Genomic DNA, 12,673 nt, shown 5'->3' on the forward strand with positions numbered 1-12,673 from the left:
CCCTCTCGCTGTCGCGCGCAGCATACGCTCGGCGCGCGCGCGTGTCTGGTCGAGAAGACGTCCCAACGATGTCGAGCCGAACTGACGCAGCGCGTGACGCGCGGCCCCTTGTCACGGAGCTCCGCACATCTACACTCGTCCGACCATGCCGAGCACGCGCACGTTGATTCAAGGGGGAACCGTCGTCACCGCCGTCGATACCTACGCGGCGGACGTCGCGATTATCGACGACAAGATCGCTGCCATCTTCGGACCGGGCGCCGCGCCACCGGGCCCGTGGGACGTGACGATCGACGCGACAGGCAAATACATTTTGCCGGGCGGTATCGACGCGCACACGCACATGGACATGCCGTTCGGCGGCACCACGGCGAGCGACGACTTCGAGACCGGCACGCGCGCAGCTGCGTACGGTGGCACGACGACGATCGTCGACTTCGCGATTCAGACGAAAGGCGATCCGCTGCGCAAAGGCCTCGATCTCTGGCACAACAAGGCCGAGGGCAAAGGCGCGATCGACTACGCCTTCCACATGATCATGACGGACGTGAACGACCAGACGATCCCCGAGATGGGTCAGGTCGTCAGCGAAGGCGTCACGTCCTTCAAGATGTTCATGGCGTACCCGGGCGTTCTGTTCGTCGACGACGGACAGATCTTCCGCGGGATGCAGCGCGCCGCAGAGCTTGGCGCGCTCATCTGCATGCACGCCGAGAACGGCATCCCGATCGACATTCTCGTGCAGCAGGCCCTGGCCAAAGGGCACACGGCGCCCATCTATCACGGCCTCACACGCCCGCAGATCGCCGAAGCCGAAGGCACGCACCGCGCGATCTGCCTTGCCGAGATGGCCGGCGCGCCGGTGTACATGGTGCACCTCTCGGCCGAGCGCGCGCTCAAGCAGGTCGTCGAAGCACGCGATCGCGGCCTACCGACGTTCGCGGAGACGTGCCCGCAGTATCTCTTCCTCTCGCAAGACGACATGGCCCGGCCCGACTTCGAAGGCGCGAAGTACGTCTGCACGCCTCCGCTCCGGCCCGCGCACATGCAGGAGGATCTGTGGCGTGGCCTCCGCACGCACGATCTGCAGGTCGTCTCCACCGACCATTGCCCGTTCTGTCAAAAGGGCCAGAAGGAGCTCGGCAAGGACAACTTCGCCAAGATCCCGAACGGCATGCCCGGTGTCGAAACGCGCCTCTATCTGCTGTGGGACGGCGGTGTTCGCAAGGGCCGGATCAGCATGAACCGGTTCGTCGAGATCACGGCGACCGCGCCTGCCAAGATCTTCGGGCTCTATCCGAAGAAGGGAACCATCGCTGTCGGTGCCGACGCCGACCTTCTCGTTTGGGACGGTGAGAAGCGTCACCTTCTCAGCGAGAACACGCTGCACATGCGCGTCGACTACTCGCCGTACGAGGGCAGGGAAGTCGTCGGTGCGCCTACGCACGTGCTTTCACGAGGGAAAGTCGTCGTCGAGAACGGCCAGTACGTCGGTAAGAAGGGCGACGGTCGATTCGTGAAGCGCGGCACCTTCAACTTGATGTGAGACGCCCGACGCGCGGCGCTTCCGTCACCTGCGAAACGCGGCGTGGCGGAGGCCGCGCATGGCGCGCGCGATCGGGCCATCGCATCTTCGTCGACGGCAAGCTCGCAGGCGCCTTGGGCAAGCCGGTGCTCGTGGCATGGTTCCCATCAGGTCCGCCTCGGGAGTGCGGGGCGCCTTCAGACGCTCGACGTCCCGTGCGGCGGCGACGTTTTCCTCGGCCGCTGACGCGAGGCCAACTCGACCGTTCCCGAGCTCCAGCGGCAAATCGGGCGCGATATTGTGATGTAGGCGAACGTAGGGGTCGTGCTTCGTGCGTCCGAATGACGTGCCCGCGAACAAAATCGGGGTGGCGGACGTCTTTCCGAGCGTTACTGCGTAACAATGAACGGGAGGCTTTGGGGCCTCGCCGGATGACCTCACGGAGAACCGACCGATGACCGAGCGCTATGTCAGGCCGACTGTTGGAGGCTGGCTTCGTCCGACCCTGATTGCCCCGTGGCTTTCGGTCTATGGAGCGGTGACCGCCGCCGCTGCACTCGGAATCGATCGTGGGCTCTTCGGCAAGGTGGTCGGCTGGACGCTCGGCATGATGCTGGGCAGCGTCTGGTCGTTCGCCTTCTGCCTCGTGCTCATCGTCGTCGACTTGGCGCTTCTGACCGTGAAGGTTCGAACACTCCCAGCCGGTAGACGCGGATGGCTCTCGGCGCTCGCGTCGCCACTCATGGTGTTCGGCATCTACACCATCGCGCCGCCGTACACGTTCTACCCGCACGGGCCGTGGGCGGTCGTCGGCGCCGTGATCGCGCCGATGGTGCTCGTCGCCCTCGTGGTTCGCGTCTTCGCGGGGCAGAAGCCTCCGCGCTGATCGCCCACGCACTTCGCGAACGCAGGCGAAGGAGAAAGAGAGCGAGCCGGCCGAGGAGGCGGTTCGCTCTCTTCGCTTTTGTGGGTGGGGGAACGGCTCGATCCGTTGGGTTAAGACACACCCCTCGGCGGATCGCCGAAGCATCAGGCACCCCGAGCGCAGCGCGACGTGCCGTTGCGCACTTAGGAGCGTCCGTTTCCGAGCTGTCACACTGCGGACAAGGTATGACATGTGCGTAAGGGCAGGGCTCACGCCACCTAACCCAAGGATCTGCCCATGTTTGCTCGACTGACCGCGTTTTCGATTCTCGCGACGGCCCTTGTCCTCGGAGGCTGCGCAGCCGACACGAGCTCCGACAACTCGGAGTCCGAAGAGGCCGATCTCACGGCCGGCGCGCCGGTCGGCAACTACGAGTTCACGTCCTCGAACGACACGTTCAAGGCGGGCGACGTCTACGGCCTCCAGCTGATGAAGTACGCGACGAACAACGCGAAGACGTACTTCGTGGTCCACGTCGTCTCCTCGCAGTGCGGCTTCAATCGGGAAGGCGCGACGTGTCCGGGGGCCTGGGTGGCGGGCGACGACCGTTCGCTCGACGAGTACACCGGTGATGCGCAGGTCGACGAAGCGAAGAAGACGATCTCGCTCACGTACTCCGTGCCGAAGGACGATGGCGACGAGACCGAGGTGACGCGCACCTTCAAGTACTCGAAGCTCAAGACGTCGCTGAAGCTCACCGAGAACGGCAAGACCATCAAGCTGCCGAAGAGCGCCGACTATCAGGCCCCGCAGGACAGCGTGATGGCGCCCCTCAAGAAGTTCATGGAAGAGGACGGCGACATCTCTCGTCTTGCGAACCACGCTCCCGCGCTCGCCCAGATCCCGATCGAGGTGCGTCGTGACGCGCACTACTACAATCAGTCCTTCGGCTCGGACTATCCCGCCGACATCATGCTCATCGAGCTCGAGGGCCACGAGTACTACGCGGTCGTGAAAAACAACGACGGCGGCGGCTCGACGGCGTTCTACTCGAAGGAAGGCGTCTTCCTGAACGAGATCGGCGGCGGCGAGAGCAGCGATTGGACCTGGAGCCACTGAGCGCGCGCGGATAACTTCTTCGCGGGTACCAACGAAAAACGCGCAGCGCTCTCGCTTGGAGAGGCTGCGCGTCTTCACGTTCACGTTCGCGGGCTGATGCCCGCGAGTGTCATTCGAGGTCGATGTCGAGCTCGAGGCTCTCGCCGGCGGCCTCGCTCTTGGCGCGGTGCGCGAGGATCGACCGGCTGTCGAGGATCGAGAGCGTCTGCATCTCGAGGGCGCCGATGCGGTCTTCGGGGAGGAAGAGCGATTCGGTGCGCTCCATCGAGAGCTTGTCCGGCGCGTAGGTCGCGGCCTCGGCCTCGGTCTTCTGGATCGAGTAGTCCTCGCCGCGGCGAAGCTCGATCTCGACGGCGCCGGTTACGTGCGCCGCGATGCCGTGGACGAGCGCGTCCTTGAGGAGGCGCGCCTCGGGGTCGTACCAGCGGCCTTCGTAGAGGAGGCGGCCGAGACGACGACCGAGCGTGAAGTACTGGTCGAGCGTGTTCTCGTTGTGGATCGCGCTGAGCAAGCGCTCGTAGGCGATGTGGAGGAGGGCCATGCCTGGCGCCTCGTAGATGCCGCGGCTCTTGGCCTCGATGACGCGGTTTTCGATCTGGTCGCTCGTGCCGAGGCCGTGGCGGCCGCCGACGGCGTTGGCTTCGAGAACGGCCTCGGTGAGCGAAGCGAAGCGCTGGTCGACCTTGCGCGAGCTCGAGCCGATGGCGACGGGCACGCCGCGCTCGAAGACGATGCGGACGCGCTCGGACGCGATGGCGACGTCGCTCTTCCAGTGGGCCACGCCCATGATCGGCTCGACGATCTCGATGCCGCGATCGAGCTCTTCGAGATCCTTCGCCTCGTGCGTGGCGCCGAGCATGTTGCTGTCGGTGCTGTACGCCTTCTCCGCCTTCATCGAGTAGGGGAGGTTCACGCTCTCGAGAAAGCGGCTCATCTCCGTGCGGCCGCCGAGCTCGGCGACGAACTGCGCGTCGAGCCAGGGCTTGTAGATGCGCAGCTCCGGCTGGACCAGCAGGCCGTAGCGGTAGAAGCGCTGGATGTCGTTGCCCTTGTGCGTGCTGCCGTCACCGAAGATCGCGACGCCGTCTTCGCGCATCGCGCGGACGATCGCCGTGCCGGTGACTGCGCGGCCGAGCGGGGTCGTGTTGTAGTACTTGCGACCGGCCGTCGAGAGGTGGAACGCGCCACACTGCAGCGCGATGATGCCTTCGCGCGCCATGGGCTCGCGGCAGTCGAGGAGGCGCGCGTTCACCGCGCCATGGCGAAGAGCCTCCTTCGGAACGTCGCGGACGTCCTTCTCGTCCGGTTGGGCGAGGTCGGCCGTGTACGCATGGACCTTCAGGCCCTTGGCATTGAGCCACGCAACGGCGGTGCGGGTATCGAGACCGCCCGAGAATGCGATGGCAATCGACTCACCCTTGTCAGGAAGCTTTCGAAAAATACGCGCCATGGCGGCGCAAATAAGCACGTTGCGCCGTTGGGGTCGAGGTGAGGTGGGGACGCCTCGTTGACGAATTCAAGGAGGCGCCGGAGAACAATTTGCTGAGCTTGAAGGACGAGCGCGCGCATTGGGTCGCCTCGACCGCGATTCTCGTGAAAACCCGGCCGAAATCGGCGAGCGGAGACGGATTGTTTCCAAGCCGTTTCTGGACTTCGAGCGCTCGAGGGGGATTCAATGTCTGGGGCAAGGTTGGCCTGCGCATCACGTCGGGACGATTTCTCGCGGTCGCGTTCCTCGCGCTGCCGTCGATCGAGCCCGATGTTGACGAGCCCGACGTCACGAGCCCGACGTCACGAAGGCTTCTCGTTCGGCGCTTGCCGCGCCGAGCGGGACCGTGGGAATCGACACGTCGAAGTGGCGTCTCTGCTAATGGGCAGCGGAAGATGCCCGTTCTTAGCGCCCACGACGTGACGAAGGCCTACGGCCAGAAGCCTCTCTTCGACAAGGCGACGTTCACGATTCGGCGGGGTGAAAAGGTCGCGCTGCTCGGCCCCAACGGGACCGGGAAGTCCACGCTCCTCCGAGTCCTTGCCGGGCTCGAGCCGCTCGACTCGGGCACGATCGACCGCCGCCGAGACGCCTCGATTCTCTACCTGCCGCAAGAGCCCCAGCTCGACCCCGAGCGGAGCCCCCGGGAGATCGCCCGCGAAGGTTTGACGCTCTGGCATGCGGCGAAGTCCGCGTACGACGAGGTCTCGAGGCGCATCGGCGAAGGCGAAATGGATGACGCCGTTCTCGCCGAGCAAGCCTCGCTGGCCGACGATGTCGAGCGCCTCGGAGGCTGGTCGCGCGATCACGAGGTCGACGAGATCCTCGAGCATCTCGGCGTGCGTGACGTGGAGCGTCCCGTCGGCTCGATGAGCGGTGGTGAAAAGCGTCGCGTCGCGCTCGCGCGAATCCTCGTCGCCAAGCCCGACCTGGCGATCTTCGACGAACCCACGAACCATCTCGATGCCGCCACGATCACGTGGCTCGAGCAGTACCTCGTGCGCGAATTCCCCGGCGCCGTTCTGCTCGTCACGCACGATCGGTACGTCCTCGATACCGTGGCGACACGCGTTCTCGATCTCGAGTACGGTCAGGTCACCGAATACACGAAGCGCAACGACGCCGTCGGCGCGTTCGCCGATTTCCTCGAGCAAAAGGCCGAACGATTCGCCCACGCCGAGCGCGTCGAAGCGAACCGACAGAACTTCCTCCGCAAGGAAATCGAGTGGCTGAGGCGCGGGCCGAAAGCTCGTTCGACGAAACAGAAGGCGCGCATTCAGCGTGCCGAGACCGCCGTGAATGCGGAAGGTCTTCGTGTCCGTGGCGAAGTCGAGCTCGGAGGCCTGGAAGCAGGCTCGTCGCGCCTCGGTGGAACGATTCTCGAAGTGGTCGACGTGCGCCTCGAGATGGGGGAACGCACGCTCATCGAAGATCTGACCCTCCGCCTCGTGAAGGGCAATCGCGTCGGCATCGTCGGCCCCAACGGCGCAGGAAAGACGACGCTGCTCCGACTCGTCACGGGCGAGCTGACGCCCACGTCCGGAACGGTCAAACGTGGAGTCCAAACGAAGATCGCCTATTTCGATCAGGCGCGGACGGCGTTGATGGACGATTGGACCGTCTTCGACAATGCCGCCGGGCGCGAGGGAGCCGATCGCACCGGCGCTGGCCCGGTCACCATCGGTGATCGCGTCATGGAGCTTCGGTCGTACCTCGAGCTCTTTCTTTTCGACGGCGCTGCGCTGCGCCGGAAGGTCTCTGCTCTCTCGGGCGGAGAGCGCGCACGCGTGGCCCTCGCCGTGGCGCTGAAAAGCGGCGCGAACGTCCTTCTCCTCGACGAGCCCACCAACGACCTCGACATCGCGACACTCGCGTCGCTCGAAGAGCTCCTCGAGAACTGGCCGGGGTGCGTGCTCGTGGTCTCTCACGATCGCTTCTTCCTCGACCGCGTCGCGACCTCCATCCTCGCGTTCGAAGGAGACGGCAAGGTCCAACACTACGCCGGCAACTGGGAGAGCTACCGCGAACAGAAGCGGGAGGAAGAGAAGTTCGCCAAGCAGGGGCTCAAGGCAGCTGCAGGCGCACGCCGATAACGACGTCGAGCTGTCCGCTCGCGCCTGGAAAAGAACGCGGGCACTCCCATCGTCACGTGGCCGTCAGCGAGCGGCCGTCCAGCGGCGTGGGCGTCGGGCCTGGATTCGTGCTCGTCGGGAAAGCACGACCGCTGGCGGGGCCGCTTGGCGCGTTGCGTCGTTCGCCGATTCGCTGCGAAAACACCTGGAGGCGTGGCGCGGAGCCGTCTTGTGCCCGCGTGAGGCTCGACTAGGCTCCGAGGCATCGTCATGCTCGATCTTCCTACGCCGTCACCGCTTCCTATCAACGAGCCCGTCCTCTCTTACGCTCCCGGCTCTGCCGAGCGCGCCAAACTGAAGGACGCCCTCGGCAAGCTGCGTGGCGAGCAGCCCGACGTGCCGCACGTCGTCGGCGGCCGTGAGCTGCGCGACGGTGCGTCGTTCGACGTCCGCGCGCCGCACGATCACTCGCTTCTGCTCGCGCGCGCCCACGAAGGCGGCCACGCGGTGACGGAGAAGGCCATCGAAGCTGCCCTCGCCGCCGCCCCCGCCTGGGCAAACACGTCGTTCGAGGAGCGCGCCCGCGTGTTCACGCGCGCCGCCGAGCTGCTCGCCGGGCCGTGGCGTCAGGTGATCAACGCCGCGACCATGCTCGGTCAGAGCAAGACCGCGTTCCAGGCCGAGATCGACTCGGCGTGCGAGCTCATCGACTTCTTGCGGTTCAACGTCGCGTTCGCGTCGCGCCTCGCCGAGCAGCCCGTCTCGTCGCCCGGCATCCTCAACACGCTCGAGCTTCGTCCGCTCGAGGGCTTCGTGCTCGCCGTCACGCCATTCAACTTCACTGCGATCGCCGGCAACCTGCCTTCGTCGTGCGCGCTCATGGGCAACGTCGTCGTTTGGAAGCCGGCCGAGAACCAGGTTCTCGCCGCCTACCACACGATGCGCCTCCTCGAGGCCGCGGGCCTTCCCCCGGGCGTCATCAACGTCGTTCACGGCAACGGCGCGCCCGTCGCCGAGACGTGCCTCCGTCACCCGTCGCTCGCCGGCGTGCATTTCACCGGCTCGACGAAGGTGTTCCAGTCGATCTGGCGCGGCGTCGGCGAGAACATCGCCAACTACAAGACGTACCCGCGCCTCGTCGGCGAGACGGGCGGCAAGGACTTCGTCTTCGCGCACCCGTCGGCCGAGATCGAAGAGCTCGCCGTCGCCCTCGTTCGCGGTGCGTACGAGTATCAGGGCCAGAAGTGCTCGGCGGCGTCGCGCGCGTACATCCCGCGCTCGATCTGGCCGAAGGTCCGCGACCTCATGCTCGATCACATCAAGCAGATCCGCATGGGCGACGTGCAGGACTTCCGCAACTTCATGGGCGCCGTCATCAACGAGCGCGCGTTCTCGCGCCTCGCCGGATGGCGTGACCGCCTCAAGTCCGACCCGAACGCCAAGATCCTCGCGGACGACGGCTGGTCGCGCGAAAACGGCTGGTTCTGCGGACCCACGCTCGTCGAGCTCGCGAACCCCGATCACCCGGTGCTCGCCGAGGAGCTGTTCGGACCGCTCCTCTCGGTCTACGTCTACGACGACGCCAAGCCCGAAGGCATCGACGCCGCGCTCGATCTCGTCGATCGCACGAGCCCGTACGGCCTGACGGGCGCCGTGTTCGCGCGCGATCGCGTGGCCGTCGGGCACGCCGTGAAGCGTCTTCGCCAGGCGGCTGGCAACATCTACATCAACGACAAGCCGACCGGCGCGGTCGTCGGGCAGCAGCCCTTCGGCGGCGCACGCGCCTCGGGGACGAACGACAAGGCGGGCAGCGCGTACAACCTGCTTCGTTGGGCGTCGCCGCGCGTCATCAAAGAGACGTTCGTTCCGCCGACCGCCGTGGGCTACCCGTTCATGGGGGCGGAGTGAACTCGCGGGCGCGGACGTTTCTCCTCACAGGAGCGCTCGTCGGGGTGGGGGCAGTAGGCGGAGGCCTCGTGGTCGCCGCGTGCAGTGACGATGCATCGTCCGCGCCCTCGTCGTCGGTTCCTTCGGATGGGGGCTCGGGCGTCGTACAGGCGGCCGGGTTCCCTTATCGCGGTCAGGGCTGCGCGTACGACGTCGCGCCGCCCGAGCGGAACGGCTTCGTCGATCTCGCTCTCGATGACGCGGCCGCCAAGGGTAGCGCGCCGGCGCGCGTGCGTATCGGTCTCGGCGGAGAGACCAAGCACGGTGAGCCCGGGTATGCCGATCCCTCGCGTACGGTGGTCATGACGTGGGAGACGCCCGACAACGTCCGCGCCTCGCGCATGCGTTTCGGAACGAGCCCCAAGCGCTCGACCAAACGCGCACGGGCTTCGGTTGGACCACGCCGCCGCCGTCGATTGGCTTCGGCAGCAACGAGCCCGAGACGTACATGCACGAGGTGCATCTGTGCGGCCTCGAGCCGGGAACGACCTATTACTACCAAGTCGGCGGCGGCTCTCCGGAGGTCTGGAGCGCCACGCAGTCATTCACCACGGTTCCTGCGAGCGGCAAGATCACGGTGGGCATCCTCGGCGATGCACGCGATGACGTCGGCGTATGGCAGCGCGTGCAGCTCCGCATGCGCGACCTCGCCGTGAACATGCAGGTGACCACGGGCGACCTCGTGTTCACCGGCACGATGCAGTCGCTCTACGACAAGTGGCTGGGGGCGATCTGGCAAGATCCCACGGACGCCACGCGCTTCGTGACCCTCGGCCAGCAGATGATGGTCATGGTCGCCGGCAATCACGAGAACGAAGCGGCGCGCTTCTACGGGGCATTCGCGCTGCCCGGCAGTGGCCCCTACGCCGAGACGTACGCGTCGTTCGACGTCGGCAGCGCGCACTTCGTCGTGCTCGACGATCAGTCGCTCGCCGTCGATCCCGGATCGGACCAGGCGCGCGCCGAGGTCGAATGGCTGAAGGCCGATCTCGCTCAGGCCGACGCGAACCGCGACAAGGTGCCGTTCGTCGTCGTCGTCCACCACCGCGGTGTGTTCACGACGTCCGCGCACGCGGGCGACAGCGATGTGCTCGACGTGCGAAAGCTCCTCGTGCCGATCTACGACGCGCATCACGTCGACCTGGTCGTCAACGGCCACGATCACGCCTACGAGCGCAGCAAGGTGCTCCGCGCGGGTGCCGATCCGGCCGGACCGCCCGTCGTCGTCGGTGCCGGGCAGGGGACCGTCTACCTCGTCAACGCAGGGGCCGGTGCGCCGGCGTACGGCGTGGGCGACGCGCCGTACATCGAGAAGTCCGCGACGTTCGGCAAGGGAACGCCCTACGACGGCCTCTATGGCGTGGCCACGCTCGAAGGTCGCAAGCTGACCGTCGAGTCGTACGGGCTCACGGCGTCCGGCGCAGACACGCTGCTCGACACGCTGGAGCTCACGAAGTAGTTCGGAGAACGGCGAGCGTTCGCTTGGGCCGCTCGCCTTTCGTCCATCGCTCGCCGTCGCACGCCGGGCCTGCGCGTTCGAGCTCGCGGCACACAGTCGGCCGGCGCTCGTAGACGACGCAACCGAAGCTGCCGTCGACGGGGTCGATGCGCAGCGCCGCGCAGCAGTGCAGGCCCGAAACGATCGGCTCGAGCCGCATGAACGCTTCGTTGCCGAGAAAGACGACGTACGCCTCGGCCGCGTCGCCGAGGCGCTCATAGTCGTCACCGGTCACGCGCGCGTGGCGTGGCGACTCCGAAAAGCAACACGTGCCACAGCGCCGGCAGTCCGGCGCGTCCCCCTCGGCCCCCATGCGCGTGAGGCTACCCTATCGCGCGGACACCTGCTCGGCCCAAGGCATGCAGTGCTCCTGGCTGGGATGCACGAATGCCTTCAGAACGACTCGATCGACTCGATTTTCATGGTGCCATGGCGCTTTCCGCGCCGTTCCCCAGGCCGCCGAAGCGCGCAAATGGCGCAAGTGGCGCAAGCTCGCTCGCGGGGGGGCAGGATGGGGGCTTCGTCGTGACGGGGTACGAACGTGATACGGTGGCAGAGCTCATGCAACACGACCAAACGCGCTCCGCGATGACCCGCGCGGCCGACGCGTCGAGCGGCCTCCGGCTCATCGTCTTCTGCGGCGGCCAAGTCTCTTCGCACCCGTTGCCGAAGTCCGGTGAGCTCGTGCTCGGGCGCGGGGAAGACGCAGGCATTCGCATCGACCACGTGACCGTCTCGCGACGCCACGCGAGCATGCTCTTCGGAGACGAGGTCCGCGTCGTCGATCATGGCAGCTTCAACGGCACGAGCATCGGCGGAAAGAAGATCGCGCCGAACATCGCCGTTCCGATCTACCTCGCCACGATCGTGGAGCTCGGCGATGTCATGCTCGTCCTGCAGGTGCAGGGCGCTGCGCCGGTGACCGGCTCGCAGGGCGTGAGCAATGCGCTACGTGACGGGCGAGCCTACTCGTCGCCTGCCATGCAGCATCTGCATCGCCTGGTCGACAACGTCGCGCAGAGCAACATCACGGTCGTCGTGCGCGGCGAAACGGGGGCCGGCAAGGAGGTCATCGGCGAGGAGATCCATCGCCGGAGCCCGCGCGCCAACGGTCCGCTCGTGAAGCTCAATTGCGCGGCGCTTCCCGAGCAGCTGCTCGAAGGTGAGCTCTTCGGCTACGAGCGAGGTGCGTTCACGGGCGCCTCGCAGGCCAAGCCTGGCCTCATCGAGGCGGCCGACGGAGGCACGCTCTTTCTCGACGAGGTGGGCGAGCTGCCGCTCGCGACGCAAGCCAAGCTTCTGCGTGTGGTCGAGTCGCGTGAGGTCATGCGCCTCGGCAATCTTCGCCCGAAGACCGTCGACGTGCGTTTCGTGGCGGCCACCCACCGCGATCTCGAGTCGATGGTCGCTTCCGGCGCGTTTCGCCAAGATCTCTACTATCGCCTCAACGGCGTGAGCCTCGTCGTGCCGCCGCTCCGCGAACGGCCCGAAGAGATTCCGCGCCTCGCAGGCGAGTTCGTGGCTCGCTTCTGCAAGGATGCTCGTCGGCCGGTGCTCCCGATCACCGAGCAAGCCATGGCCGCGCTGCGTGCCTATCCCTGGCCGGGGAACGTGCGCGAGCTTCGCAACGTCATCGAGCGTGCCATCGTGTTCTGTCGCGGCGTCGCGCTTGGCCCCGAGCACCTCGGGCTTCCGATGGATCCGCCGGCGATGCCGCCGCTGGTTGCGCCGCCACCGTCGTATCCGCCGACGTCCGCTTGGCCGTATGCCGCCACGCCGTCGAATCGCACCGCGCTCGGCATGCCAGGGCTGCCGACGATGCCTCCGGTGCCGATGCCCCATGCGGCGTATCCCGCCTCGTCGTATCCGCCGGCGCCCACGCCGGACTTCGCGGCGGGTCAGCATGTCCCGCCGTCGTCAGGCTCGGACTTCGGTACGGTTGCGTTCGGCTCTTCGCTTCCGGACGAGGTCGAAGCTCTCGAGCGCGAGCGCATTCTCAAGGTCCTCGCGCAATGCGGAGGGAACCAGACGCAAGCTGCGGAGGTTCTCGGAATTTCCAGGCGAACGCTCCTCCGGCGACTCGACACCTACGCCGTGCCGCGCCCGCGCAAACCTTGACGCGGCGCATGCCGTGACGCGTCGAAGTTGGGTATAAAGA

General features: G+C 66.5%; 9 protein-coding genes. 7 read left to right on the forward strand and 2 right to left on the reverse strand.

Annotated elements, in window-relative coordinates; translation table 11 throughout:
- Positions 1-145: 145 nt before the first annotated feature.
- The 3 genes from hydA to AKJ09_RS39300 all read left to right on the forward strand — a co-directional run bounded on the left by hydA (position 146) and on the right by AKJ09_RS39300 (position 3,509).
- Complete coding sequence (hydA, locus tag AKJ09_RS39290; protein ID WP_146652965.1) at positions 146-1,546, forward strand: dihydropyrimidinase; 1,401 nt, start codon at positions 146-148, stop codon at positions 1,544-1,546.
- Between the two features lie 433 nt (positions 1,547-1,979).
- Positions 1,980-2,411, forward strand: a complete 432-nt coding sequence (locus AKJ09_RS39295) for a hypothetical protein (protein ID WP_146652966.1) — start codon at positions 1,980-1,982, stop codon at positions 2,409-2,411.
- 276 nt (positions 2,412-2,687) lie between these two features.
- On the forward strand, positions 2,688-3,509 hold the full coding sequence (locus AKJ09_RS39300) for a hypothetical protein (protein ID WP_146652967.1): 822 nt from the start codon (positions 2,688-2,690) through the stop codon (positions 3,507-3,509).
- A 109-nt stretch (positions 3,510-3,618) separates the two neighbouring features.
- Here AKJ09_RS39300 and argG read toward each other — a convergent pair whose 3' ends face one another.
- Positions 3,619-4,959, reverse strand: a complete 1,341-nt coding sequence (gene argG, locus AKJ09_RS39305; protein WP_146652968.1) for an argininosuccinate synthase — start codon at positions 4,957-4,959, stop codon at positions 3,619-3,621.
- A 434-nt stretch (positions 4,960-5,393) separates the two neighbouring features.
- On the opposite strand from argG, the gene AKJ09_RS39310 reads away from it, so the two are divergent.
- The 3 genes from AKJ09_RS39310 (at position 5,394) to AKJ09_RS39320 (ending at position 10,476) form a co-directional block, all read left to right on the forward strand.
- Positions 5,394-7,091, forward strand: coding sequence for an ABC-F family ATP-binding cassette domain-containing protein (locus tag AKJ09_RS39310; RefSeq protein WP_146652969.1), 1,698 nt, complete (start codon positions 5,394-5,396; stop codon positions 7,089-7,091).
- A 249-nt stretch (positions 7,092-7,340) separates the two neighbouring features.
- Positions 7,341-8,978: an L-glutamate gamma-semialdehyde dehydrogenase gene (gene pruA / locus AKJ09_RS39315; protein WP_146652970.1), complete on the forward strand. Its 1,638-nt coding sequence runs from the start codon at positions 7,341-7,343 to the stop codon at positions 8,976-8,978.
- 346 nt (positions 8,979-9,324) lie between these two features.
- Complete coding sequence (locus tag AKJ09_RS39320) at positions 9,325-10,476, forward strand: purple acid phosphatase family protein (RefSeq protein ID WP_146652971.1); 1,152 nt, start codon at positions 9,325-9,327, stop codon at positions 10,474-10,476.
- On the opposite strand, the gene AKJ09_RS39325 is transcribed toward AKJ09_RS39320, so the two are convergent.
- Positions 10,466-10,828, reverse strand: coding sequence for a YkgJ family cysteine cluster protein (locus AKJ09_RS39325; protein ID WP_146652972.1), 363 nt, complete (start codon positions 10,826-10,828; stop codon positions 10,466-10,468). The genes AKJ09_RS39320 and AKJ09_RS39325 overlap by 11 nt on opposite strands.
- 248 nt (positions 10,829-11,076) lie before the next feature.
- Here AKJ09_RS39325 and AKJ09_RS39330 point away from each other — a divergent pair, with 248 nt between their 5' ends.
- The gene (locus tag AKJ09_RS39330) at positions 11,077-12,633 is read left to right on the forward strand and encodes a sigma 54-interacting transcriptional regulator (protein ID WP_240488769.1); all 1,557 of its coding nucleotides are present in this window, start codon (positions 11,077-11,079) and stop codon (positions 12,631-12,633) included.
- Positions 12,634-12,673 lie beyond the last annotated feature (40 nt).

The sequence above is a fragment of the Labilithrix luteola genome (assembly GCF_001263205.1).
GTDB lineage: Bacteria > Myxococcota_A > Polyangia > Polyangiales > Polyangiaceae > Labilithrix > Labilithrix luteola.

Bases quoted from the DNA above. Each gene is read 5' to 3' on its own strand.
- hydA (WP_146652965.1), top strand. From the start codon at position 146: ATGCCGAGCACGCGCACGTTGATTCAAGGGGGAACCGTCGTCACCGCC.
- AKJ09_RS39295 (WP_146652966.1), top strand. From the start codon at position 1,980: ATGACCGAGCGCTATGTCAGGCCGACTGTTGGAGGCTGGCTTCGTCCG.
- AKJ09_RS39300 (WP_146652967.1), top strand. From the start codon at position 2,688: ATGTTTGCTCGACTGACCGCGTTTTCGATTCTCGCGACGGCCCTTGTC.
- argG (WP_146652968.1), bottom strand. From the start codon at position 4,959: ATGGCGCGTATTTTTCGAAAGCTTCCTGACAAGGGTGAGTCGATTGCC.
- AKJ09_RS39310 (WP_146652969.1), top strand. From the start codon at position 5,394: ATGCCCGTTCTTAGCGCCCACGACGTGACGAAGGCCTACGGCCAGAAG.
- pruA (WP_146652970.1), top strand. From the start codon at position 7,341: ATGCTCGATCTTCCTACGCCGTCACCGCTTCCTATCAACGAGCCCGTC.
- AKJ09_RS39325 (WP_146652972.1), bottom strand. From the start codon at position 10,828: ATGGGGGCCGAGGGGGACGCGCCGGACTGCCGGCGCTGTGGCACGTGT.
- AKJ09_RS39330 (WP_240488769.1), top strand. From the start codon at position 11,077: ATGCAACACGACCAAACGCGCTCCGCGATGACCCGCGCGGCCGACGCG.